The sequence below is a fragment of the Streptomyces sp. NPDC059718 genome, assembly GCF_042733315.1.
GTDB lineage: Bacteria > Actinomycetota > Actinomycetes > Streptomycetales > Streptomycetaceae > Actinacidiphila.
This window is the reverse complement of sequence record NZ_JBHWGA010000010.1, coordinates 14,885-37,354: the sequence shown is the minus strand read 5'-3', so window position 1 is coordinate 37,354 and position 22,470 is coordinate 14,885. Positions and strand designations below refer to the sequence as shown.

23 protein-coding genes, 1 tRNA gene and 1 pseudogene are annotated in these 22,470 nt (G+C 74.2%); 16 read left to right on the top strand and 9 right to left on the bottom strand.

Annotation, left to right across the window (positions count from 1 at the left end):
- Positions 1-23: 23 nt before the first annotated feature.
- The gene (locus ACFV3E_RS13815; RefSeq protein WP_500534890.1) at positions 24-725 is read right to left on the bottom strand and encodes a thiamine pyrophosphate-binding protein; all 702 of its coding nucleotides are present in this window, start codon (positions 723-725) and stop codon (positions 24-26) included.
- A 54-nt stretch (positions 726-779) separates the two neighbouring features.
- Between ACFV3E_RS13815 and soxR the strand changes: the two genes are divergently transcribed.
- Positions 780-1,259, top strand: a complete 480-nt coding sequence (soxR, locus tag ACFV3E_RS13810) for a redox-sensitive transcriptional activator SoxR (RefSeq protein WP_500534889.1) — start codon at positions 780-782, stop codon at positions 1,257-1,259.
- Here soxR and ACFV3E_RS13805 read toward each other — a convergent pair.
- Positions 1,240-1,530 carry a YiaA/YiaB family inner membrane protein gene (locus ACFV3E_RS13805; protein WP_500323927.1) on the bottom strand — a complete coding sequence of 97 codons (291 nt, stop codon included), beginning with the start codon at positions 1,528-1,530 and terminating at the stop codon, positions 1,240-1,242. The genes soxR and ACFV3E_RS13805 overlap by 20 nt on opposite strands.
- Before the next feature lie 181 nt (positions 1,531-1,711).
- Here ACFV3E_RS13805 and ACFV3E_RS13800 point away from each other — a divergent pair.
- Both ACFV3E_RS13800 and ACFV3E_RS13795 read left to right on the top strand, forming a co-directional pair.
- Positions 1,712-1,785, top strand: a tRNA-Pro gene (locus ACFV3E_RS13800).
- Between the two features lie 335 nt (positions 1,786-2,120).
- Entirely contained in the window at positions 2,121-3,935 is a 1,815-nt protein-coding gene (locus tag ACFV3E_RS13795; protein WP_500534888.1) for an ABC transporter ATP-binding protein, read from the top strand.
- 26 nt (positions 3,936-3,961) lie between these two features.
- Here ACFV3E_RS13795 and ACFV3E_RS13790 read toward each other — a convergent pair whose 3' ends face one another.
- A complete protein-coding gene (locus tag ACFV3E_RS13790; protein ID WP_500534887.1) occupies positions 3,962-4,441 on the bottom strand; it encodes a winged helix-turn-helix transcriptional regulator in 480 nt (159 codons plus the stop codon).
- Between the two features lie 139 nt (positions 4,442-4,580).
- Here ACFV3E_RS13790 and ACFV3E_RS13785 point away from each other — a divergent pair, with 139 nt between their 5' ends.
- From ACFV3E_RS13785 to ACFV3E_RS13775, 3 genes are all read left to right on the top strand, one after another.
- Complete coding sequence (locus tag ACFV3E_RS13785) at positions 4,581-4,937, top strand: MmcQ/YjbR family DNA-binding protein (RefSeq protein ID WP_500364073.1); 357 nt, start codon at positions 4,581-4,583, stop codon at positions 4,935-4,937.
- Complete coding sequence (locus ACFV3E_RS13780) at positions 4,934-6,007, top strand: TIGR03617 family F420-dependent LLM class oxidoreductase (RefSeq protein ID WP_500534886.1); 1,074 nt, start codon at positions 4,934-4,936, stop codon at positions 6,005-6,007. The genes ACFV3E_RS13785 and ACFV3E_RS13780 overlap by 4 nt, the downstream gene beginning before the upstream one ends.
- Before the next feature lie 123 nt (positions 6,008-6,130).
- Positions 6,131-6,814, top strand: coding sequence for a RibD family protein (locus ACFV3E_RS13775; protein WP_500364069.1), 684 nt, complete (start codon positions 6,131-6,133; stop codon positions 6,812-6,814).
- A 242-nt stretch (positions 6,815-7,056) separates the two neighbouring features.
- On the opposite strand, the gene ACFV3E_RS13770 is transcribed toward ACFV3E_RS13775, so the two are convergent.
- Positions 7,057-7,851, bottom strand: coding sequence for a CDP-alcohol phosphatidyltransferase family protein (locus ACFV3E_RS13770; protein ID WP_500534885.1), 795 nt, complete (start codon positions 7,849-7,851; stop codon positions 7,057-7,059).
- A gap of 116 nt (positions 7,852-7,967) precedes the next feature.
- On the opposite strand from ACFV3E_RS13770, the gene ACFV3E_RS13765 reads away from it, so the two are divergent.
- From ACFV3E_RS13765 to ACFV3E_RS13745, 5 genes and pseudogenes are all read left to right on the top strand, one after another.
- Positions 7,968-8,948 carry a zinc-dependent alcohol dehydrogenase gene (locus ACFV3E_RS13765; protein WP_500534884.1) on the top strand — a complete coding sequence of 327 codons (981 nt, stop codon included), beginning with the start codon at positions 7,968-7,970 and terminating at the stop codon, positions 8,946-8,948.
- Between the two features lie 24 nt (positions 8,949-8,972).
- A complete protein-coding gene (locus ACFV3E_RS13760; RefSeq protein ID WP_500534883.1) occupies positions 8,973-9,371 on the top strand; it encodes a 6-pyruvoyl trahydropterin synthase family protein in 399 nt (132 codons plus the stop codon).
- Positions 9,368-10,492, top strand: coding sequence for a glycosyltransferase family 4 protein (locus ACFV3E_RS13755; RefSeq protein WP_500534882.1), 1,125 nt, complete (start codon positions 9,368-9,370; stop codon positions 10,490-10,492). Before ACFV3E_RS13760 ends, ACFV3E_RS13755 begins: the two co-directional genes overlap by 4 nt.
- Positions 10,489-11,340 (top strand): SAM-dependent methyltransferase, encoded by an 852-nt coding sequence (locus tag ACFV3E_RS13750; protein WP_500534881.1) that lies wholly within the window; start codon positions 10,489-10,491, stop codon positions 11,338-11,340. Before ACFV3E_RS13755 ends, ACFV3E_RS13750 begins: the two co-directional genes overlap by 4 nt.
- Positions 11,337-12,167 (top strand): annotated as a pseudogene (locus ACFV3E_RS13745) (lysylphosphatidylglycerol synthase transmembrane domain-containing protein); the annotation flags it as partial. The gene ACFV3E_RS13750 and the pseudogene ACFV3E_RS13745, both read left to right, overlap by 4 nt.
- 107 nt (positions 12,168-12,274) lie before the next feature.
- Here the strand turns inward: ACFV3E_RS13745 and ACFV3E_RS13740 are convergent.
- The 3 genes from ACFV3E_RS13740 to ACFV3E_RS13730 form a co-directional block, all read right to left on the bottom strand.
- Positions 12,275-12,784, bottom strand: a complete 510-nt coding sequence (locus ACFV3E_RS13740) for a GNAT family N-acetyltransferase (protein ID WP_500534880.1) — start codon at positions 12,782-12,784, stop codon at positions 12,275-12,277.
- Positions 12,785-13,349: 565 nt separating this feature from the next.
- Entirely contained in the window at positions 13,350-14,801 is a 1,452-nt protein-coding gene (locus ACFV3E_RS13735) for an MDR family MFS transporter (RefSeq protein ID WP_500364054.1), read from the bottom strand.
- A 143-nt stretch (positions 14,802-14,944) separates the two neighbouring features.
- A complete protein-coding gene (locus ACFV3E_RS13730; protein WP_500534879.1) occupies positions 14,945-15,721 on the bottom strand; it encodes an enoyl-CoA hydratase-related protein in 777 nt (258 codons plus the stop codon).
- Between the two features lie 133 nt (positions 15,722-15,854).
- Between ACFV3E_RS13730 and ACFV3E_RS13725 the strand changes: the two genes are divergently transcribed.
- Positions 15,855-16,640 (top strand): tyrosine-protein phosphatase, encoded by a 786-nt coding sequence (locus ACFV3E_RS13725; RefSeq protein ID WP_500534878.1) that lies wholly within the window; start codon positions 15,855-15,857, stop codon positions 16,638-16,640.
- A 106-nt stretch (positions 16,641-16,746) separates the two neighbouring features.
- Here ACFV3E_RS13725 and ACFV3E_RS13720 read toward each other — a convergent pair whose 3' ends face one another.
- Complete coding sequence (locus tag ACFV3E_RS13720; protein WP_500364047.1) at positions 16,747-17,403, bottom strand: hypothetical protein; 657 nt, start codon at positions 17,401-17,403, stop codon at positions 16,747-16,749.
- 39 nt (positions 17,404-17,442) lie between these two features.
- Positions 17,443-18,597, bottom strand: coding sequence for a LysR family transcriptional regulator (locus ACFV3E_RS13715; protein WP_500534877.1), 1,155 nt, complete (start codon positions 18,595-18,597; stop codon positions 17,443-17,445).
- Positions 18,598-18,714: 117 nt separating this feature from the next.
- Here ACFV3E_RS13715 and ACFV3E_RS13710 point away from each other — a divergent pair, with 117 nt between their 5' ends.
- Genes ACFV3E_RS13710 through ACFV3E_RS13695 form a run of 4 tightly spaced genes read left to right on the top strand, consistent with a single transcriptional unit; the run spans position 18,715 to position 22,463 of the window.
- The gene (locus ACFV3E_RS13710; protein WP_500534876.1) at positions 18,715-19,587 is read left to right on the top strand and encodes an FAD binding domain-containing protein; all 873 of its coding nucleotides are present in this window, start codon (positions 18,715-18,717) and stop codon (positions 19,585-19,587) included.
- 1 nt (position 19,588) lies between these two features.
- A complete protein-coding gene (locus ACFV3E_RS13705; RefSeq protein ID WP_500534875.1) occupies positions 19,589-20,110 on the top strand; it encodes a (2Fe-2S)-binding protein in 522 nt (173 codons plus the stop codon).
- A complete protein-coding gene (locus tag ACFV3E_RS13700; protein WP_500534874.1) occupies positions 20,107-22,161 on the top strand; it encodes an aerobic carbon-monoxide dehydrogenase large subunit in 2,055 nt (684 codons plus the stop codon). The genes ACFV3E_RS13705 and ACFV3E_RS13700 overlap by 4 nt, the downstream gene beginning before the upstream one ends.
- Positions 22,143-22,463 carry a hypothetical protein gene (locus ACFV3E_RS13695; protein ID WP_500534873.1) on the top strand — a complete coding sequence of 107 codons (321 nt, stop codon included), beginning with the start codon at positions 22,143-22,145 and terminating at the stop codon, positions 22,461-22,463. The genes ACFV3E_RS13700 and ACFV3E_RS13695 overlap by 19 nt, the downstream gene beginning before the upstream one ends.
- Positions 22,464-22,470 lie beyond the last annotated feature (7 nt).

The window sequence follows — 22,470 nt, the reverse complement described above, 5'->3', positions numbered from 1 at the left end:
GTCTCCTCGGCTCGGGGCGGCGGTCAGCGCTTGGACTCGACACGGGCGACGACGGCGTGCGGCCGTCCGGGGTGCGGCATGGTGAACGCCTCGTACAGGGCTTCGTGGTCACGGCCGTCGACGGTGGCCACGGACCAGCCCTCGGCGGCGAAGAGCGAGGCGGGACCGCCGGGGCGCCGGTAGGTGGCGGAGGTGTTGTCGACCGCGACGACGTGCAGGCCCTCCAGGCCGACGGCGCCGGCGAGGGCGACGGCCTCGTGGTTGCTGCCCTCGTCCAGTTCGGCGTCGCCGACCAGCACCCACACCGCGGCGTCGGTCAGGCCCTGCGCCCGCAGCCCCAGGGCACTGCCCACGGCGATCGGCAGCCCGTGGCCGAGCGAGCCGGAGCCGATCTCGGCGCCCGGCACGAGCACACGGTCCGGATGGTGACCGAGCGGCGACCCGAAGGAGCCGAAGCGCGGCAGCCACTCCTCCGGGACGAAGCCCTTGGCGGTGAGGACCGCGTAGTACGCCATCGGGCCGTGGCCCTTGGAGAGCAGGAAGCGGTCCCGGCCGGCGTCCTCCGCGGTCCCCGGGGTCACCCGCAGCACGCGGTCGTAGAGCACCCACAACACGTCGAGGGTGGAGGTGGCGGCGGGCCCGTGCTTCTCGTCGCCGGTCATGAGCGACATCAGCCGCCGCAGGTCGTCGTAACCGTACGCGGTGTCCGTGCTGGTCGGAGTCATATGGAGAGGGTGCAACTTCAAGTCGGCTTGAGGTCAAGCGCTATCCTCGGACCCATGAGCGACCCCGCACCGCGCCGCGACCGCCTGGCCATCGGTGAGCTCGCCGCCCGCAGCGGCCTGGCCACCTCGGCCCTGCGCTACTACGAGGAGCTCGGCCTCATCCGCTCCGTGCGCACCGCCGGCGGGCAGCGCCGCTACGCCCGCGCCACGCTCCGCCGTGTCGCCTTCATCCGGGCCGCCCAGCGCGTCGGCCTGTCGTTGGAGGAGGCCGGCGCGGCCCTCGCCCGGCTCCCCGAGGACCGCGCCCCCAGCGCAGCCGAATGGAACACCGTCGCCCGCACCTGGACCCGCCGCATCGACGAGCAGATCGCGGAGCTCGAACGGCTCAAGGGCAACCTCACCGGCTGCATCGGCTGCGGCTGCCTGTCCCTGCGCAAATGCGCCCTGTACAACCCCGACGACACCGCCGCCGCCAAGGGCCCCGGCGCGCGCTACCTGCTGGGCGACGAGTCGGCTACACCCCGTCGACCTTGAACGGGTCGTGCTCGGCCAGCAGCTTGTCCAGCCGGGCCTGGTCCACCCGGCTCGTGACCTGGCCGGCCTCCTGCCGGTCGCGGACGACCTTGGCGAGCGTGAACGCCGAGGTCACCACGTAGAGCAGCCCCACCGCCAGGAAGGCCCGCACCCACGGGCCGACCGGCAGATAGGCGATGCCCACGACCATCGCCCCGAGGGCGACGGCGAACGAGATCGCGGCCTGCGCCGAGAAGGCCGCGGTCGTCTGCTGCTGGATCGGATTGGCCATGATTGAAGCATCGGCCGTCGTGGCCCGCGCCACATGAGTACGGCTACTCATCCCGGGCCGGGTACCCCGTCGCGGCGGCGCCCGGCGTGCGGCGGGAATGGTGCGAGCGAGCACCCGACGACGTGCGGTATTGTTCTCGTGCGCGGTCGGCCGGGCGGGAAGCCCGGGACGAAAGCGACACCGGGACGTGGCGCAGCTTGGTAGCGCACTTGACTGGGGGTCAAGGGGTCGCAGGTTCAAATCCTGTCGTCCCGACGGTGTCGACCAGCGGGTTTGTCATTCATGACAAACCCGCTGGTTGCGTTTGCGGCACATGAGGCGCGGCCGGAGCGGTACGACCCCGGCCGGCCGCCCCCCCCCGGCGGAGCCGTGCCGCCCCCGGCCGCCGAGGGCCGCGCGCGTGCGCCGGGACGCCTCCGTGCGCCGTGCCACCGGGCCGGAAAACACTTGGACTCCACGTGGGCGGTCGCGGGACACTGCCACTTCCGGACCGCCCACTCATGCGCACCTCGGCGCCGCCGCACCGCCACGGCGGCAGCGGCTCCCGGAGAAGCTCGCGGCAGCACGCCGCACGACACCACAGGGTGGAGATGGGATCGCCTGAATCACGCAGGTTCCGGCCGGCCAGGGGCCCGGTGCTCCTGGCACTCCGTTACTACGGAGGGGAGTTGGCCCGGTTCCGCTGGCTGACGCTTCCGGCGATGCTGTCGCCGGCCCTCGGCAACATCGGCATCAACTACGTCGCACCGCTGATCGTCGCGAAGCTCGTCGGCGGCTTCGTCGACGGCACCGCTCCCGGCATCGGCTCGACCCTCCCCTACGTCCTGGCCTTCGCCGGCGTGCTGCTGCTCGCGGAGATGCTGTGGCGCATCGGCCTGCACTGCCTGAACCGCCTCGACGCCCGCGGCATCGAGCACCTGTACGTGGTCGGCATGGACGAGCTGTTCGCCAAGGACGCGTCGTTCTTCCACGACAACTTCGCGGGGTCCCTCACCAAGCGCGTGCTGAGCTTCGCCTCGCGCTTCGAGGAGTTCGTCGACACGCTGACCTTCAGCGTCCTGGGCAGCTTCGTACCGCTGCTGTTCGGGTCGGTGGTGCTGTGGGCCTACGAACCGCTGCTGGTGATCGGCCTCTTGGCGATGATCGCGGTGACGGCGCTGTGCGTGACGCCCCTCATCCGCCGTCGCCAGGCGCTCGTCCGCCGGCGCGAGGAGGCGATCGCCCGGGTGTCCGGGCACGTCGCCGACAGCCTGATGAACATGGACACGGTCCGGGCGTTCGCCGCGGAGGAACGCGAGGCCGCCGAGCACCGCTCCCGTGTCGCGGAGTCGCGAAGGCTCACGCTCAAGTCGTGGGACTACGGCAACCTGCGCATCGACACCCTGGTCGCACCGCTGTCCGTGCTGACCAACGCGCTCGGCCTGCTGCTCGCGGTCACGCTCGGCGCGGGCACGCACGGCGTGGAGGCGGTCGTGGTGGCCTTCACGTACTACTCCAACGCGACGCGGATCATGTTCGAGTTCAACCAGATCTACCGCCGCCTGGAGAGCTCGATGACGGAGGCGGCGCAGTTCACCGAACTGCTGCTGAAGCCGCCCACCGTGCTCGACCCGCCCGCGCCGGAACCGCTGCGGTCCCGGGGCGCCGACGTCCGCTTCGAGCACGTGACCTTCGCCCACGGGGGCGCGGAGCCGCTCTTCGAGGGGCTCGACCTGGCCGTGCCCAGCGGTGCCAGGGTCGGTCTCGTCGGCCGGTCCGGCGGCGGCAAGACCACGCTCACCCGGTTGCTGCTGCGGATGAACGACATCGACGGCGGCCGGATCCTCATCGGCGGGCAGGACATCAGCCGGCTGCGCCAGGCCGACCTGCGCAGCCTGATCTCCTACGTGCCGCAGGACCCGGCGATGTTCCACCGCTCGCTGCGGGACAACATCGCCTTCGCCCGGCCGGACGCCACCGAGGGCGAGATCCGCCGCGCGGCCATGGCGGCCCACGTCACGGAGTTCGCCGACGCGCTGCCCGGCGGCTTCGACACGATGGTCGGCGAGCGCGGGATCAAGCTCTCCGGCGGACAGCGGCAGCGGGTCGCGCTCGCCCGGGCGATCCTGCGCGACGCGCCGATCCTGCTGCTGGACGAGGCGACCAGCGCCCTGGACTCGGAGAGCGAGGTCCTCGTCCAGGAGGCGCTGTGGCGGCTGATGGACGGGCGGACGGCGCTGGTGGTGGCGCACCGGCTGAGCACGGTCGCCGGCATGGACCGGCTGATCGTCCTGGACCGCGGGCGCATCATCGAGCAGGGCACCCACCAGGAACTGCTCACGGAGGAGGGCGCCTACGCCAAGCTGTGGCAGCACCAGTCCGGAGGCTTCCTGGACGACACCGCCGAACGGGCCGACCTGCACTGAACCCGGTCGTCCGGTCGCCCGGTCGGTCAGGCCGTCCCGGTGGGCTGCGTCACCGCGATGGACACATCGGTGCCGGGCACCTCACGGCCGTCGTCGGTGAGGAAGCCGACGTGGACGGCGTGGCCGGTCGAGCGCGTCCGCCGGCGCGCGGAGGGGCCGGACGGGCGCGGCCGGTGGCGGTCGCCCCACTGCTGCAGTGAGGCCATGACGAGGTCGAGTTCCCGCCCGGCCTCGGTCAGGTGGTAGCTCTGCCGCTGCCGGCTGCCCGGCTCCTGGTACGCGCGGGTGCACAGCACCCCGGCCTCGACGAGCAGCTTGAGGCGGGCGCTGAGGAGGTTGGGCGCGATCCCGAGCGAGGACTGGATCTCGGCGAAGCGGTGCCGCCCGGCGAAGACCTCGCGCAGCACCAGCAGGGACCAGCGCTCACCGAGGATCTGCAGGCTCCGCTCGATGGAGCAGGCCGGCTGGTCCTCCTGGGGGCCCGACACGTGCCGTCCGGTCGTCACCGCGGCTCACCTCCTGCCCGATGCGGCGGAAGGACAGTGTACACCTAGGTTTCCTCCTGCTACTCAGCCCCGGGAGGGGCCCGGAGCGGCCGGGGGACGCGTCACGGCCGTTGTCGGAGGCGATGGCTACGGTGGTCGCATGCCCGATTCCGAAGACGTCCGCCGCATCGCCCTCTCGCTCCCGGAGACGGTGGAGAAGGAGGCCTGGAGCATGCCCACGTTCCGGGTCGCCGGGAAGATGTACCTCACGCTGCCCGACGACGAGACCTCCTTCGCCGTGCGCTGCCCCATGCACGAGCGGGGCGAGCTGATCGCGGCCGAGCCGGGGAAGTTCTGGGTGCCGCCGCACGAGGCCGGATCGAACTGGGTGCGGGTGCGGCTCGCCGCCCTGGACGACGTCGACGAGCTCCGGGACATCGTCGCCGACTCCTGGCGGCAGGCCGCGCCGCCGCGGCTCACCGAGACGGCGGGCCCGCCCGCGGGAGCCGGCGCGTGACGCCCCCGACGACCCCGACCCCGCCTCCGGACCCGACCCCGCCGCTCAAGGCCGACTTCACCTTCACCGGCCGGATCGAGCGGACCGCCACCGAGGCCGCCCGCGCCGAGGCGCACGGGGCGGACGGCGTGCTGGTCAACGAGATGCGGCACGACGCCTTCCTCCAGCTGGCCCTCGCCGCGGGCGCCACCCGGCGGGCCGACCTGGTCAGCGGCGTGGCGATCGCCTTCGCCCGCAACCCGATGACGGTGGCCACGGCCGCGTACGACGTCCAGCGGCTCTCCGGCGGGCGGATGACCGTCGGCCTCGGCTCCCAGGTCAAGCCGCACATCACGCACCGCTACGGCATGCCCTGGTCGCGGCCCGCCGCCCGTATGAAGGAGTTCGCGGGCGCGCTGCGCGCCATCTGGCACAGCTGGCAGACCGGCGAACGGCTCCGCTTCCGCGGCGAGTTCTACACCCACACGCTGATGACGCCGATGTTCGACCCGGGCCCCCTGCCGTCCGGGCCGCCCCGCATCTGGCTCGCCGGCGTCGGCCCCCTGATGACCGCCGTCGCGGGCGAGGTCGCCGACGGGCTGATCTGCCACGCCCTCACCTCCGCGGACTACCTGCGGCAGGTGACCCTCCCCGCCGTGCACAAGGCCAGGGAGTCCTCCGAGCACGCGGGGCAGCCCTTCGACGTGGTGGGCAACGCCCTGATCGCGACCGGCCGTACGCAGGAGGAGTACGCGGCGGCCCTCACCGCCACCCGCGAGAGGATCGCGTTCTACGCCTCGACGCCCGCCTACCGCGCCGTGCTCGACCTCCACGGCTGGGGCGAACTCCACGACGAGCTGCACCGGCTGTCCGTGCGCGGCCGCTGGGCCGAGATGGGCCGGCTGGTCGACGACGAGGTCCTGGACGCCTTCGCCCTCCACGGTGAACCGCGGGAGGTCGGCCGGGCCGTGCGCGACCGCTACGCGGGCCTGTGCACACGCGTCACCGTCTCCCTCTCCCACGACTCCGACTCCGACGCCGACGCCGACGACACCCTCGCCCTCGACGTGCTGGCCGGGGTGCGGGACTGACGGGCCGCCGGGTCCTGACCAGGCCCGCACGATGATCGGCGGACCTTACATCCATCCGGCCCCCGGCACCTAACTTCACGAAGCTTCACATCCGCGAACGCCGCCGTGCGGCAATGTGTCCTCATGAGATCGCGCCCGTACGTACTGATGTCCGTGGCCTCCTCGCTGGACGGATGCCTGGACGACACGAGCACGACCCGGCTGCTGCTCTCCAACGAGGAGGACTTCGACCGGATCGACGAGGTCCGCTCCGGGGTGGACGCCATCCTCGTCGGGGCCAACACCATACGGTCCGACGACCCGCGGCTGCTGGTGTGCTCCGCCGAACGCCGCGAACGGCGCGTCCGTGCCGGGCTCCCGCCGACCCCGCTGAAGGTCACCGTCACGGAGAGCGGGAAACTGGACGCCGGCGCCCGGTTCTTCACCACCGGGGAGTGCGAGAAGGTCGTCTACACGACGTCCTGCGCGAGCGACTGCCTCCGCGAACGCCTGGGTGACGTCTGCTCCGTCGTCGACGCCGGCGACCCGCTGGACGTCCGGCTCCTGCTCGCCGACCTCGCCGGGCGCGGCGTCGAACGGCTCATGGTGGAGGGCGGGGGAGTCGTCCACACCATGTTCCTCAGCGCCGGGCTCGTCGACGAACTGCACCTCGTGTACGCGCCGTTCTTCGTCGGCCAGGCCGATGCCCCGCGCATGGTGCACCCCGCGGTCTTCCCGCAGGGCCCCCAGCACCGGATGACGCTCGCGGAGACCCGGCAGATCGGCGACGTGGTGCTGCTGCGCTACCTGCCGCGTCAGGACGCCTGACCAAGCCACCGGCGGGGCCGTGCCCTGCCGCGCCGGCCCGCCCCGGCCACAGCACGTCGCGGCCGAACGGCCACAGCGGCGAGCCCAGGGCAAGCAACCCGCGAACCCGCGACGCCTGGGTGACGCCCCGCGACCCCGTGCCGCGTGACGGAAGCACTCGCGGGCCCGGCGTCAGGGGCGCCGTGCGACAAGCCAGAGGCCCCGGCAGCGGAAAGCGCCGCCGGGGCCTCGAACGGGCCGGGTCAGGAGGCCCGGCCGCCCGCGGACACCAGCGTGCGGGTCTCCGCCACCATCCCCTCGGCCCCCGCGAAGCCCGCAGCGGACCGCGGTGCCGGCCGGTGCCGCCACAGCCACAGCACGTCACGGCCGAACGACCAGACCAGCGAGCCCAGCGCGAGCAAGGTCAGGGCCGCGGAGACCTCCAGCGGGACCAGCCCCGAACAGGCCAGGAGCAGGACGACGCCCTGCAGTGCCGCCACCGTCTTGCGCGCGAAGCTCGGCGGGAGCGGCGCGTTGAGCCACGGCAGCACCCACGCCGCCGCCACGAAGGCGTAGCGCATGGCGCCGATCACCAGCACCCACGGGCCCAGCGTGAGGGCGAGCCGCGTGCTCAGCACCAGGATCAGGAAGGCGTCGACCTCCATGTCGAAGCGCGCGCCCAGGGCGGACGCCGTGCCCGTGCGCCGCGCGACCTTCCCGTCCACCGCGTCGAGCGCCAGCGCCACCGCGGTCAGCCCGGTCAGCAGCGGCGCGCCGTGCGCGACGCCGCCCGCCACCATCGCCGTCACGCCGCCGACGAGCACCGCCCGGGCCAGGGTCACGTGGTCGGCCGGGCCCAGTGAGCGGCGTCCCGCCCGCCGCAGGCCCGCGGCGAGCAGCGCCCAGGTGCCCGCCGCGTAGACGGTCCCGGTCAGCCAGCCCACGGTGTCCAGGCCCACGGTGGCCCACAGCGCGGCGAGCAGCGCCAGCTGGGCTGCTGCCGCCCCGGCCTGCTCGCGCCCCGCGGTGCCCCCACGGAACTCGGATCCAACGGTCATCACGGTCATGAGACGTCCCCGCTTGTCGCCTGTGCGGCACAGCCGCGTACGGTACGGGCCCGGCACCACCCGGATGGCGGGTGCCTGTTGCCCGCCATGGAGTACGGAGGAAATCGGTGGAGCGTTCGGCGCGTGCGTTCTGGCTTCGAGAACCCGGCGAGGGCGAGGTCAAAGAGGTCCCCCTGGCGGAACCCGGTCCGGGGGAGGTGCTGGTGCGCTCCCTGTACTCCGGCGTGAGCCGCGGTACCGAGACCCTGGTCTTCCGGGGCGGGGTGCCCGTGAGCCAGCACCAGGCGATGCGGGCGCCGTTCCAGGACGGCGAGTTCCCGGGGCCGGTGAAGTACGGCTACCTCAACGTGGGCGTGGTCGAACTGGGGCCGCCCGAGCTGCTCGGCCGCACCGTCTTCTGCCTCTACCCGCACCAGACCCGGTACGTCGTCCCGGCCACCGCCGTGACGCCCGTGCCCGACGACGTCCCCGCGGGACGCGCGGTGCTGGCGGGCACCGTCGAGACCGCGGTCAACGCGGTCTGGGACGCGGGCCCGCAGATCGGGGACCGGATCGCCGTGGTCGGCGCCGGCATGGTCGGCTCCAGCGTCGCCGCTGTCCTCGCCGGCGTCCCGGGCGCGCGGGTGCAGCTGGTCGACGTCGACCCCTCCCGCGCCGCCGTCGCCGAGGCGCTCGGCGTCGGTTTCGCCCACCCCGACGCGGCGGAGGGCGGCTGCGACCTGGTCGTCCACGCCAGCGCCACCGAGGCGGGGCTCGGCCGCGCCCTGGAGCTGCTGGAGCCGGAGGGCACCGTCGTCGAGCTGAGCTGGTACGGCGACCGGCGGGTCAGCCTGCCGCTGGGCGAGGCCTTCCACTCCCGCCGCCTGGTCGTGCGCAGCAGCCAGGTCGGCACCGTCTCACCCTCGCGCCGCACCCGGCGCACCTATGCGGACCGGATGGCACTGGCCCTGCGCCTGCTCGCCGACCCGGTCTACGACGCCCTCGTCACCGGCGAGAGCGACTTCGAGGAGCTGCCCCTGCTGATGAAGGAGATCGCAGGCGGTGAACGTTCCGTGCTCTGTCACCGTATTGCCTACCGTCCCGGTTAGGCCTTTGGGGAAGGTTGTCCTCGCGTGTTCAGTATCACCGTCCGCGACCACGTCATGGTCGCCCACAGCTTCCGCGGCGAGGTCTTCGGACCCGCGCAGCGGTTGCACGGCGCCACGTTCCTGGTGGATGCGACGTTCCGCCGCCAGGAGCTCGACGCCGACAACATCGTCGTCGACATCGGACTGGCGACCCAGGAACTCGGCGCGGTGCTCGCCGCGCTCAACTACCGCAACCTCGATGACGAGCCGGAGTTCGCCGGGACCAACACCTCGACCGAGTTCCTGGCGAAGGTCATCGCCGACCGGCTCGCCGACCGCGTGGCCGCGGGCAAGCTCGGCGAGGGCGCCCACGGCCTGACCGGCATCTCCGTCACGCTGCACGAGTCGCACGTCGCCTGGGCGAGCTACGAGCGTTCTCTGTGAGGACGGCCGCCCGCACGGCCGCCCCCGCTCCGGCGGGGGCGGGCCCCGCGTACGTCGTCCTCCCGGGCGACGTCGACGACGCCACCGCGCCCAGCGGCGGCAACGTCTACGACCGCCGTCTGAGCCAGACGCTCGCGGCGGCGGCCCGTCCGCTGCGGGAACTCCCCGTGCGGGGCACGTGGCCCCGTCCGGACACCGCCGCCCGCCAGGCCCTGGCCGGGGCGCTCGCATCGGTGCCGGACGGCGCCGTCGTCCTGCTCGACGGACTCGTGGCCTGCGGCGTCCCCGAGATCGTCGTCCCGCAGACCCGCCGGCTGCGCACCGCCGTCCTGGTGCACCTGCCCCTGGCCGACGAGACCGGACTCGACCCCGCCGCGGCCCGCGAACTCGACGCCCTGGAGCGCGAGACCCTGCGGGCCGCCGCCGCGGTCGTCGCCACCAGCCCCTGGGCCGCCCGGCGCATCGCCGAGCGGCACGCGCTGACCGCCGGCCGGGTCCACGTCGTCACCCCCGGCACCGACCCCGCGCCGCTCGCACCCGGCACGCAAGCCGGCACCCGGCTGCTGTGCGTCGCCTCGCTGACCCCGCGCAAGGGCCACGACCTGCTCGCCGGGGCGCTCGCCGCCGTCGCCGACCTGACCTGGACCTGCCGCTGCGTGGGCCCGCTCGGCCGCGACCCCGAACACCTCGCACGCGTACGCGCGCTGATCGGCCGGCACGGCCTCGACGACCGCGTGCACCTCACCGGCCCGCTCACCGGCGAACCCCTCGCGGCCGAGTACGCCGCCGCCGACCTGCTCGTCCTGCCGTCCCGCGCCGAGACCTTCGGCATGGTCGTCACCGAGGCCCTGATGCGCGGCACACCCGTACTGGCCACCGCCGCCGGGGGAGTGCCCGACGCCCTCGGCCAGGCACCGGACGGCACACCGCCCGGCCTCCTCGTCCCCCCGGACGACACCACCGAACTCGCCGCGGCGCTCCGCCGCTGGCTCGACGACGCCGACCTGCGCGGCCGGCTGCGCACGGCGGCCCGCCGGCGGCGCGAGACGCTGCACGGCTGGGAGCACGCCGCGCGGCACATGGACGCGGTACTGGAACTGCTGCGGGAGGGAACCCGATGACCACGTCCGACACCGCCCCCTTCACACCGCACTGGCTCGCGCTGCGCGAGGACGCCGACGCCGCGGCCCGCGCCGCGGACCTGCTCGGCCCCCTCCGCGAGCACCTCGCGGGAGCGGCCCGCGGCACCGGCCCGCTCGTCGTCCGCGACCTCGGCTGCGGCACCGGCTCGATGGGCCGCTGGCTCAGCGGACGACTGCTCGGACCGCAGCACTGGATCCTCCACGACCACGACCCCGCCCTGCTCGACCTGGCCGCGGCGAGCCTGACCGGCCTCACCGCGGGCGGCGGCCCCGTCACCGCCGAGACCCGCGAGGGCGACCTCACCCGGCTCACCGCCGCCGACCTCGCCGGGACCTCGCTCGTCACCGCCTCGGCGCTGCTGGACCTGCTCACCGCCGCCGAGATCGACGCCCTCGCCGCCACCTGCAACGCCGCCGCAGTGCCCGTGCTCTTCGGTCTCTCGGTGGTCGGCGAGGTCGAACTCGGGCCCGCCGACCCGCTCGACGCGGAGATCACCGCCGCCTTCAACGCCCACCAGCGGCGCACGGCCGGCGGCCGCGCACTACTGGGCCCCGACGCCCTCGATGCCGCCGGCAGGGCGTTCACCCGGTACGGCGCCACCGTCACGACCCGGCCCAGCCCCTGGCGGCTCGGCGCGGACCGGTCCGCGCTCACCGCCGAGTGGCTGCGCGGCTGGGTGGGCGCCGCCGTCGAGCAGGAACCCGGCCTGGCCGCCCTTGCGGAGCCCTATCTGCGCCGACGGCTCGAAGACTGCGCGGCCGGGCGGCTGACCGCCGTCGTCGGCCACGGCGACCTGCTCGCCCTGCCCGGAGGTGACGCCCGGTGAGGCAACGACTGTGGGCCTGGCTGCGGCTGCTGATCGGCGCGGGCATCCTCGCCGCCCTCGTGTGGCGGCTCGGCACCGGCGCGTTCGTCGACGGCCTGCGGGTCGTCGACGGCCCCGCCGTCCTCGCCGCCCTCGCGATCGGCCTGTTCACCACCGTGACGAGCGCCTGGCGCTGGTGCCTGGTCGCCCGCCGGCTCGGCCTGCGGCTCCCGATGGCCCGGGCCGTGTCCGACTACTACCGGGCGCTGCTGCTCAACGCGGTGCTCCCGGCCGGCGTCCTCGGCGACGTCGACCGGGCGGTCCGCCACGGCAAGCACTCCGGCGACGTCGGCCGCGGCGTGCGCGCCGTCGTCCTGGAACGGGTCGGCGGGCAGGTCGTCGTCCTCGCGCTCGGCGGGGCCGTCCTGCTCACCCGACCCGCCCTGGTCACGGCCATCGCCGGGGACCTCGTGCCGGGCCGGGCCGCCGCGGAGGTCACGGCCGGGGTCCTCCTGGCCGTCGTGGTGCTCGGCGGGTGGCTGCTGTGGCGACGCGGCGCCAAGGGCCGGCAGGCCCTGGCCACCGGGCTGGCCGACGTCCGCAGCGGACTGCTCGCCCGCGGCACCTGGCCGGGCGTGGTCGCGCTGTCCGCGGCGGGACTCGCCGGTCACATCGCCCTGTTCGTGGTCGCGGCCCGCGTCGCGGGCTCGTCGGCACCGGTCACCACGCTCGTGCCGCCGCTCGTCCTGGCCCTGCTCGTGATGGGACTGCCCGTCAACATCGGCGGCTGGGGCCCGCGTGAGGCCGCCGCGACGCTCGCCTTCGGCGCGGCCGGGCTGGGCGCCACGCAGGGCCTCGCGACCGCCGTCGTGTACGGGGTGCTCACCCTCGTCTCCAGCCTCCCCGGGATCGCCGTGCTCGCCCTCCCCGGCCTGCGCGCGCTCGCCGCCCGCGTTCAGCCTGCGGAGGACGGCGCCGTGCCGTCCGCCAGGGCGCGGACGAACCGGAGCCCGGGGCGGCCTTCCAGCTCGACCGTGCCGGCCGACACGAACCCCGTACGGGTCAGCACCGTGCGGGAGCCCGCGTTGTCCAGCGTGGTGACCGCCCACAGCGTCGTCAGCCCGTACTCCCCGGCCGCCAGGGCGCACACCTCGTGAACCGCGGCCGTGGCGAGCCCCCGCCCGGCCGCGCTCTCGGCGATCCGGTACCCCAGCTCCGCCGCCCCGTCCGTCACGTCCACGACGTTGACCCGGCCCAGCACTTCGTCGTCCGCGCCGACCAGCACGTGGAAGTGGCAGAACCCGGCGTCCTGCTCGGCGAGCAGCGCCTGGTGCCGCGCGTCGAAGTACGCGAAGTAGTCGTCGCCCCGGTCCGGTATCGACGCGGCGAAGTACGCGCGGTTCGCCCGCTCGAACTCCAGGAGCGCGGTGGCGTGGTCGGCACGGAGACGTTCCAGGCGAGGCATGGGTCGATGCTAGGGCCTGACGCGGCGGCGGCATGTGAGAGCACCCGGCGTCGGCCGCCGCTCTGCCGGTGCCGCCAAGCCCTGTCGCACAGTCTCCTTCGGCCGGGGGTGCGCCCGGGCACCTCCCAGCGGAGAAACAGAACCGCCCGGCAGCCTCCGCGTCGGCTGCTGGTTGCCGTGCTCGCGCACCCCGGAAGGCTGCGCGCGGCCCCGGCCCCGGCCGCTGCGGCGGCCGGAGCGGCACGGGCTGGGCCCGCATGCGGAGGACGTGTTCGTCCACGGCTCGGTCCAGGCCCCTCGCTGCCGGACAGCGCACGTGCTCGTCGAGGAGGGCCTGGTGCCCCAGGGCCGCATGGCCGGGCCGGTGGCACGGCCCGGCGCGAGCTGTGACGGGCCCGCACCCGGCGGCGGCCCGCAGGGGCGGGCGCGGGAGGTGGCGCCCGGACGTCTTCCTGACCGGTGCCCCGGGCCTGATCGGCGGTCAGGCGCCGCCGCCGGTGCGCCGCGCGACGGTCCCGTACCGCGCCGACACGGCGGCAGCCCTCGGGGCACCCGCGGCACGCGGTCAGGTGGCCGGCGAGGCGGCGGCGTCGGGGCGGGCGTGGCGGCCCGGACGGGGGCTCTCGACGCGCAGGGCGTCCTTGTCGGAGACGAAGAGCGCCGCGACCGCCGAGATCAGGGCCAGGCCCGTGCAGAGCACGAAGCCGGCGTGGTAGGCGCCCAGGTTGGCCGTCGTGGTGCCGCCCGCCGTCACGGTGGTGGTCCCGACCGCGGTGAGGAGCGTGGCGATGAGCGCGGTCCCGAAGGCACCGCCCAGCTGCCGCTGCATGTTGAACACGGTCGCCGCCCGCCCCGTCGAGGGAGGGGGGATCGTGGCGAAGGCGGCGTTCTGCGCCGACATCATCACGTGCCCGATGCAGTAGCCCAGGACGAACAGCACCCCGCGCAGCACCCACGGCGAGGTGGCCGTCGTGAACCCGGTCATCACCGCCACGCACACGCCCATGCCGGCCGAACCGCCCACCATGAGCCACCGCGGCCCGATCCGCCGGTACAGCCGCGGGGCGATCTGCGCGGCGGCCATCACGCCCACGGCCTCCGGCCAGGTGGCCAGGCCGCTCTCGAAGGCGTTGAAGCCCAGCGCCTCCTGCAGGAACATCGGGTAGAGCCACACCGTGCCGAGGAAGACCGCGCTGAGCGGGAACATCACGACGGTGTTCGCGCGGAACAGCCGGTCCCGGAAGAGCTCCAGGTCCAGCATCGGCATCGTGATCCGCCGTTCCACCAGCACCATCGCGCCGAGCGCCGCGAGCCCCACGAACAGCGGCACGAGGATGCCCGCGGTGCCCCAGCCGTCCTTGGCGCCGTTGGTCAGCGCGTACAGCGTCAGCGACAGCCCGCCGCCGGCCAGGAGGAAGCCGACGAGGTCGAAGCGCCCGGGGCGCTCCAGCCGGTAGTCCGGCAGGAAGAGCAGCCCGAAGACCACGGCCGCGGCGCCGACCGGCAGGTTGACCAGGAAGACCCAGTGCCAGGACACGGCGTCGCACAGCCAGCCGCCCAGCACCGGGCCGACGGCCGGGGCGATCGCGGTCGGCACCATCAGCGCGCGCTGCGCCTTGATCCGTTCCGCCGGCGGGTACGCCCGGAACAGCATGGTCTGGCCGACCGGGACCAGCAGACCGCCGCCGGCGCCCTGCAGGATCCGGTACAGGGTGAGCTGTTCGAGACTGGTCGACATCGCGCACAGCGCCGACGCCGCGGTGAAGGCGACCAGCGCGGCGAGGAACACCCTGCGGGTGCCGTACCGGTCGGACAGCCAGCCGGCGACGGGGATGAAGACCGCCAGGCTGACCAGGTAACCGATGTTGACGCCGCCCAGCCCGGACGCCGGCACGCCGAAGTCCTCGCCGATGGCCGGTACGGCGACGTTGACGATGGTGGTGTCCATGATCGCCATGAACAGCGCGGCGACGAACACCACGGCGACCGCGGTGGTCGGCGGAATCCTGCGTGCCAAAAGGAAGCTCCTCGCTCGGGGGCGCCTCCTGCGCGGCGGACCGCGTTCGGACGACACCGGTCACGGCTTCCAGATAAGCCCGGTCCCCGGCGTGGCGCACGCCGGAGTCACCCGCGTGCGTGTATCCGCCGGTTACCGGGGCGTCAGCGGCCGGTCCAGCGGGGCGGGCGCCGGTCCAGGAACGCGGCGACGCCCTCGTGCCGGTCCTCGGAGGCCATCACGGTGCGGGTGGCCTCCTCCGTGGCCCGCCAGCCGAGTCCGTCGGAGCCGGAGAGCCACGCGTCCATCGCCACCAGGCTCGCCTGGACCGCGACCGGGGCGTTCTCGCAGACGCGCGCGGCGAGTTCGAGCGCGCCCGCGAGCGCCCCGCCCTCACCCGTGACCCGGTTGACCAGCCCGGCGGCGTGCGCCCGAGCGGCGTCGACGGGGTCGCCGGTCAGCACCATCTCCCTGGCCAGGTTGACGGGCAGCGCGCGCGGGCCGCGGAACAGCCCCGCACACGTGGGCACCAGGCCGAGCCGGACCTCCGGCAGTCCGAAACGGGCGGTCGCCGCGGCCACCACCAGGTCGCAGGCGAGGACCAGTTCCATCCCGCCGCCCAGGGCGGCGCCCTCGACGGCGGCGACCAGCGGTTTGCGCCGGTGACGGCGGATCAGCCCGTACTCGCCGCCGCGCTCGGTGACGTAGTCGCCGATGGCGTTGAGATCGCTGCCCGCGCTGAAGACCCCGCCGGAGCCGGTGAGCACCCCGGCCCACAGCTCCGGGTCGTCCTCCAGGGTGTTGAACGCCGCGTCGAGCGCCTCGGCCAGGTGCCGGTCCACGGCGTTGCGCTTGTGCGCACGGCACATCCGGATCACCAGGACGCGGCCGTGCCGCTCCGTCCGCACCAACGGCTCCACGGGCGGGTCGGGCTGGGCCATGGCGGGCACCTCCGGTCGGTGGTCGGCGGGGGGTCCCCGGGATCAGCCGACGATATCCCCGTGGCGGCGGTCGCCGGTGGACCGGGGCGGCCGCGCACGGCACGATGGCCAGGGGCTTCACGAGGAGGGTGCCTTGGAGACGACGCGGGACGGATCGACCGGTGAGACGCCGCGCTGGCTCGAGCTGGCGGAGGTGGACAACATCCGCGACCTCGGCGGTCTGCCGGTGCGGGGCGGGGGCACGACCCGGCGCGGTGTGGTGTTCCGGGCCAGCACCCTCCAGGAGGCCACGGCGGACGACGTCGAACTGCTGCTCGGCCGGTACGGGCTGCGTACCGTCCTCGACCTGCGCGGCCCGGACGAGGCGGCCCGCGAGGGGCACGGCCTGCTGGCGGACGCCGCGGTGCGCCGGATGAACCTGCCGGTCAGCCGGGTACGGGCGCTGGTCACCGACACCGTCCCGGCGACGACCGCGGACGACGGCGACGCGACCGGCTTCTACCTCGGACTGCTCGACGGCAGCGGCGAGTCGCTGGTTGCCGCGGCGCGCGTCGTCGCCGACACCGACCAGCACGCCGTCGTCTTCCACTGCGCCGTCGGCAAGGACCGCACCGGTGTCCTCGCGGCCCTCCTGCTCGACGCGGTGGGCGTGCCCGCCCCCGCCATCGCCGCCGACTACGCGCTCACCGCACAGCGCGTCGTCCGCATCCGCGCCCGCCTGGCCCGCTTCCCGTCCTACCGCGACCTGCCCGCCGTGGAGCACGCCTTCATGGCCTCGGAACCGCGCGTCATGCACCGCTTCCTGGACGTCCTCCACACCGGCCACGGCGGTGCGGGCTCCTGGCTGCGCGACCGCGGCCTGACGGCGGCGGAACTCACCCGTCTGAAGGAAGTCCTGGTCACCCCGGCCCCGCACTGACCGCTGCCGTTCGTGCGGGCGCGCCCCGGTTCCGGGTGCCGCGGCCTGGGCCGACGGCGGCGAACGCGTCGCCGGGGCCGAGCGCGGTCGTGCCCTCGGGCACGGCCTACGCCCGGGGCGTGCCGTCCCAGCGCCACGACGTGGGACGAGGGTGTCCGGGCAGGTCGGCGCGCCCGGTGGCCCACAAAAGGGTGGACCAGGAATCCGTGGACGACGGCGCGTGCGGAAACAACCGGGCGAGCACCCGGGAGCACAGATCGGCAGGCGGGCTCCATACGAGATCGAGCCCCTGTGCCAGGTCATGCGTGTGCACAAGCGTCTCCACGATCCCCATCGCGGCGAATCCCTCGGGGTCCGAGACGCCGAAGGCGTGGTGAGCGCGGGTCTGCGGTGGCGTCGTGCGCACCATGGCGACCAGCAGCGCCCCGCTCGCTTCCAGGACCTGCAGCAGACCGGCGGGCCCCGCCGCGCGGTTCGCGTGAATGGCGTTCGCCGGGCCGCCGGGCCGCCGGCTCTCCCATACGAAGGGCACTTCGCCGTCCAAAGGCGGTGTCTTGGGGCCCAGTTGTGCCGCGTAGGCGAAGAGGTCGTCGCTGAGATGCTCGACGGTTTCCCAGCAGTCCCATTCCAGCGAACCGGCCTTGCCCTCCCAAGCAGCCGGGGGCGCCTCTCGGAGGACTGCCACCGCGAGCTGCACGGCGAGGTCGAGGTCATCCGCGGTGACGGGTGACCGTGAGAGGCCGGCATCGGCTGATCGGGACATGGCAGGAGCGTACCGCCACCGAAAGGCACCTCCCATGGGTCACCGGCCCCGCGACCCGGGCGGCCGTCCGGCGCTCTCGTCGGTGTGCGCGCCGTCAGGAGGCCCGCGGGAAGGCCGGGTGCGCCGCCTTGCCGAGGAAGGTGAAGCGGGTGTCGCCCGTGAGGTGCTCCTCCAGGGCGTCCTTGACGCCCTGGAGGGCCGGGCCGGGGAGTCCGCGCCGCATGCCGGGGCGGGGTCAGGCGGTGGGCCAGAGCGTGACGTGGACGGCGGGCGGAAGCGGGAGGGAGTGATGCCGGCGCCGGGGGCGCCCATGACGCGGGTGGCGGCGGCGGTGTGGAGGAAGTGCAGGAAGACGTCGGTCGCGGGGGAGCGGAGGCCGGGGGGCAGGACGGTGGCGTACCAGGTGGCGTCCGCCGGGGTGGCCGGGGTGTCGAGGAGGCGCAGCTCGTCGCGCCGCAGACGGGGGGTGACCAGGTGCGCCACCGCGGGCGCCACGCCCGCGCCCTCCGCGGCGGCGTCCCAGGCCGCGGTCTGGTGCGGGAAGACCCGGACGCGGGGTTCCGGCACCCGCAGCCTGCGCAGCAAACGTCCCGTGTCGGCGCCGGGGTCGGTGCCGGAGGCGTCGACCAGCCACGTCCAGCGCGACGGCGGTCCCGCAGGCCGGGGTGCCCGGGGTCCGGTCACCGCGACCAGCAGGGCGCGGAAGACGGGCTCGCCGATCAGCCCCCCGCCGCGCACCGCACCCAGGTCCGGGCCGAGCGCCACGTCGGCCAGGCGGTGCTCCACCAGCGCCCGCATCTCACTTGTCGTGGCGACGCCGAAGGACGTGTCGATGCGGCGGCCCGTCCGTTCGGCGAAGGCCTCCGTCAGTGAGGGCAGCACGAATTCCGCGAGCGTGCCCGCGGCCACCACACGCAGCTCGTCGGGCCCTCCCTGCGCCGCCCGCACCGCGGCCTCCGCGTCCGCGCTCAGCGCGACCATGCGCGAGGCGACCGGGAGCAGCCGCGCGCCCGCCGGGGTGAGCCGCATCCCGCCGCCCGGCGCGCGCCGGATCAAGGGGTCGCCGAAGTGCGCGCGCAGCGCGCTGAGCGACTGCGACACGGCGGACTCGCTCACGTTCAGCGTCCGCGCCGCGGCGGTGACAGAACCGAGCCGGGCCACCAGCACGAAGGTGCTGAGCTGCGTCACGGTCACCCTTCCATTTTCCCCCCTTCCGCCCGATAAGTGAAGCCTTATCGGCCCGTTGCACCGGCGCCTTGGCGAGGCGCAGCATCACCGCACAGGGGGAACGCCCGGATCCAGGAGGGCGCCATGCAGGTTCCGGCCACGTTCCAGTACGCGCGGGCGACCGGCGTCGACCACGCCATCGAGCTGCTCACCCGGTACGGGCCCGAGGCCCGCGTGGTGGCGGGCGGGCACAGCCTGCTGCCGATGATGAAGCTGCGGCTCGCCCAGCCGGAGGCGCTGATCGACATCAACGGCCTCGACGAGCTGACCCGCATCCGGGTGGACGGCGGTGAACTGGCCGTCGGCGCCATGGTCCGCCACGCCGACCTGCTGGGCTCGGCCGTGGTCGGCGAGCACTTCCCCGTCCTCCGCGACGCGGAGCGGATGATCGCCGACCCGCTCGTGCGCAACCGCGGCACGGTCGGCGGCTCGCTGTGCCAGGCCGATCCGTCCGAGGACCTGTCCGCCGCGTTCTGCGCGCTGCGCGCGACCCTCGTCGCCCAGGGGCCGGACGGCCGGCGGGCCGTGCCGGTGCGGGAGTTCTTCCTCGGCCCGTACGAGACCGTGCTCGGCGAGGCGGAGCTGCTGCTGGAGATCAGGGTGCCGATCCGCTCGCACGCCAGCGCCTACCGCAAGGTGGAGCGCCGTGCCGGTGACTGGGCGGTCGCCGCCGCGGCCGCGGTCCTGGAACTGTCGGCGGGCGTGGTCACCGAGGCGGGCATCGGGCTGACCGCTGTCGGCGCGCCCCGGTTCGTCGCCGAGGAGGCCGAGCGTTACCTGCGCGGGGGACCGCCGGGCGAGGAGCAGTTCGCCGAGGCGGGCCGGATCGCGGGGGAGGAGTGCCGGCCCTCCGCCGACCAGCGCGGCCCCGTCGACTACAAGCGGCACCTCGCCGCCGAGCTCACCGTGCGGGCGCTGCGCGCCGCGGCCGCCCGTGCCCACGGGCAGGAGGCCTGACATGCAGATCACGGTCACCGTGAACGGCGAGCGGTACACCCGGGACGTCGAACCCCGGCTGCTGCTCGTGCACTTCCTCCGCGACGAGCTGGGCCTCACCGGCACCCACTGGGGCTGCGACACCTCCAACTGCGGGGTCTGCGCCGTCTGGCTGGACGGCGCGCCCGTCAAGTCCTGCACGGTGCTGGCGGTGATGGCCGACGGCCACGAGGTCCGCACCGTCGAGGGCCTGGCCGAGGGGGCGGAACTCGACCCCGTCCAGCAGGGGTTCGTCGCCTGCCACGGACTGCAGTGCGGCTTCTGCACCCCCGGCATGATGATGACCGCCCGCTGGCTGCTCGACCACGACCCCGACCCCTCCGAGGAGGACATCCGGGAGGCCATCTCCGGCCAGGTGTGCCGCTGCACCGGCTACGAGAACATCGTGCGCTCCATCCGGTGGGCCGCCGAGCAGGGCCGCGCCGCGCGACCCGCCGGAGGGACGGCGCAGGAGGCCTCCGGCCGTGAGGAGGTGCGGACATGACCACCACCGGGGAACGGCCGGTCGGATTCGGGCGGATGACCCGCAAGGAGGACGCCCGCTTCGTCCGCGGCCACGGCACCTACGTCGACGACGTGCGGCTGCCCGGGATGCTCTACGGCGCGGTGCTGCGCAGCCCGCTGGCGCACGCGCGGATCGTGTCCGTCGACACCTCCGCCGCCGAGGCGCACCCGAAGGTCAAGGCCGTGATCACCGGACAGACCCTCGCCGGGCTGGGACTTGCCTGGATGCCGACCCTTTCGTACGACACCCAGGCGGTGCTCGCCACCGACAAGGTGCGCTTCCAGGGGCAGGAGGTCGCCTTCGTCGTCGCCGAGGACCGCTACGCGGCCCGCGACGCCCTCGAACTGATCGACGTGGAGTACGACCCGCTGCCGCCCGTCGTCGACGCCCGCAGGGCGCTCGACGCCGACGCGCCGCTCATCCGCGACGACAAGGAGGGCCAGACCGGCAACCGCGTCTTCGACTGGTCCGCGGGGGACAAGGAGCGCACCGACGAGGTGTTCGCCCGCGCCGACCTCGTCGTCACGCAGGACATGCTGTACCCCCGGGTGCATCCCGCCCCGCTGGAGACCTGCGGCACCGTCGCCGACATGGACGCCGTCACCGGCAAGCTCACCGTGTGGTCCACCACCCAGGCCCCGCACGCGCACCGCACGCTGTACGCCATGGTGTCCGGCATCCCGGAGCACAAGATCCGCATCATCTCCCCGGACATCGGGGGCGGCTTCGGCAACAAGGTCGGCATCTACCCCGGGTACGTGTGCGCGGTCGTCGGCTCCATCGTCACCGGAAAGCCGGTCAAGTGGATGGAGGACCGCTCGGAGAACCTGATGAGCACCTCCTTCGCCCGCGACTACCACATGCACGGGGAGATGGCGGCGACCGCGGACGGGCGGATCCTGGGCCTGCGCGTGAAGGTCGTCGCCGACCACGGCGCCTTCAACGCCACCGCCCAGCCCACCCACTTCCCCGCAGGCTTCTTCGGCGTCTTCACCGGCTCGTACGACATCGAGGCGGCGCACTGCGAGGTCACCGGCGTCTACACCAACAAGGCGCCGGGCGGCGTCGCCTACGCCTGCTCCTTCCGCGTCACCGAGGCCGTCTACCTCGTGGAGCGCATGGTCGACGTGCTCGCCGCCGAACTCGGCACCGACCCCGCCGAACTGCGGATGCGCAACCTGCTGCGGCCCGAGCAGTTCCCGTACCGGAACAAGACCGGCTGGGAGTACGACTCCGGTGACTACCCGCGGGCCCTGCGGCTCGCGATGGACCTCGCGCAATACGACGAGCTGCGCCGCGAGCAGGCGGACAAGCGCGGGCGCGGCGAACTCATGGGCATCGGCGTCAGCTTCTTCACCGAGGCCGTCGGCGCGGGCCCCCGCAGGCACATGGACATCATGGGCCTGGGCATGGCCGACGGCGCGGAACTGCGCGTCCACCCCACCGGCAAGGCCGTGCTGCGGATCTCCGTGCAGACCCAGGGGCAGGGCCACGAGACGACGTTCGCGCAGATCGTCGCCGAGGAACTGGGCATCCCGCCCGAGGACGTCGACGTGGTGCACGGCGACACCGACCAGACGCCCTTCGGGCTCGGCACCTACGGCTCGCGCTCCACCCCCGTGTCCGGCGCGGCCGCCGCACTGGTGGCCCGCAAGGTCCGCGAACGGGCCCGGCTGGTCGCCTCGGCGATGCTCGAGGTGAGCCCGGACGACCTGGAGTGGACCAAGGGCCGCTGGTCCGTCAGGGGCGACCCCGACCAGGGCCGCACGATGGCCGAGATCGCGCTCGCCGCGCACTCCAGCCTCGAACTGCCCGAGGGCGTGGAGGGGCACCTCGACGCGACCTGCGTCTACAACCCGCCCAACCTCACCTTCCCCTTCGGCGCCTACATCTGCGTCGCGGACGTCGACGCCGGCACCGGGCAGGTCAAGGTGCGGCGCTTCATCGCGGTGGACGACTGCGGGACGCGCATCAACCCCATGATCGTCGAGGGGCAGGTGCACGGCTCGGCATGGCGCTCATGCAGGTGATCGCCTTCGACGAGGACGGCAACTGCCTCGGCGGGTCCTTCATGGACTACCTGCTGCCCACCTCCGTCGAATGCCCCTCCTGGGAGCTCGGCGAGACCGTCACCCCGTCGCCGCACCACCCGATCGGCGCCAAGGGCGTCGGCGAGTCCGCCACCGTGGGCTCGCCCGCCGCCGTCGTCAACGCCGTCGTCGACGCCCTGCGACCGCTGGGGGTACGCCACATCGACATGCCCCTGACCCCGGCGGCGGTCTGGCGGGCCGCACGGGGACGGCCGTTCCGCAGCGACCTGGCGATCACCTGAGGCCCCC

Bases quoted from the DNA above. Each gene is read 5' to 3' on its own strand.
- ACFV3E_RS13815 (WP_500534890.1), bottom strand. From the start codon at position 725: ATGACTCCGACCAGCACGGACACCGCGTACGGTTACGACGACCTGCGG.
- soxR (WP_500534889.1), top strand. From the start codon at position 780: ATGAGCGACCCCGCACCGCGCCGCGACCGCCTGGCCATCGGTGAGCTC.
- ACFV3E_RS13805 (WP_500323927.1), bottom strand. From the start codon at position 1,530: ATGGCCAATCCGATCCAGCAGCAGACGACCGCGGCCTTCTCGGCGCAG.
- ACFV3E_RS13795 (WP_500534888.1), top strand. From the start codon at position 2,121: ATGGGATCGCCTGAATCACGCAGGTTCCGGCCGGCCAGGGGCCCGGTG.
- ACFV3E_RS13785 (WP_500364073.1), top strand. From the start codon at position 4,581: ATGCCCGATTCCGAAGACGTCCGCCGCATCGCCCTCTCGCTCCCGGAG.
- ACFV3E_RS13775 (WP_500364069.1), top strand. From the start codon at position 6,131: ATGAGATCGCGCCCGTACGTACTGATGTCCGTGGCCTCCTCGCTGGAC.
- ACFV3E_RS13770 (WP_500534885.1), bottom strand. From the start codon at position 7,851: ATGACCGTTGGATCCGAGTTCCGTGGGGGCACCGCGGGGCGCGAGCAG.
- ACFV3E_RS13750 (WP_500534881.1), top strand. From the start codon at position 10,489: ATGACCACGTCCGACACCGCCCCCTTCACACCGCACTGGCTCGCGCTG.
- ACFV3E_RS13740 (WP_500534880.1), bottom strand. From the start codon at position 12,784: ATGCCTCGCCTGGAACGTCTCCGTGCCGACCACGCCACCGCGCTCCTG.
- ACFV3E_RS13730 (WP_500534879.1), bottom strand. From the start codon at position 15,721: ATGGCCCAGCCCGACCCGCCCGTGGAGCCGTTGGTGCGGACGGAGCGG.
- ACFV3E_RS13720 (WP_500364047.1), bottom strand. From the start codon at position 17,403: ATGTCCCGATCAGCCGATGCCGGCCTCTCACGGTCACCCGTCACCGCG.
- ACFV3E_RS13710 (WP_500534876.1), top strand. From the start codon at position 18,715: ATGCAGGTTCCGGCCACGTTCCAGTACGCGCGGGCGACCGGCGTCGAC.
- ACFV3E_RS13705 (WP_500534875.1), top strand. From the start codon at position 19,589: ATGCAGATCACGGTCACCGTGAACGGCGAGCGGTACACCCGGGACGTC.
- ACFV3E_RS13700 (WP_500534874.1), top strand. From the start codon at position 20,107: ATGACCACCACCGGGGAACGGCCGGTCGGATTCGGGCGGATGACCCGC.
- ACFV3E_RS13695 (WP_500534873.1), top strand. From the start codon at position 22,143: ATGGCGCTCATGCAGGTGATCGCCTTCGACGAGGACGGCAACTGCCTC.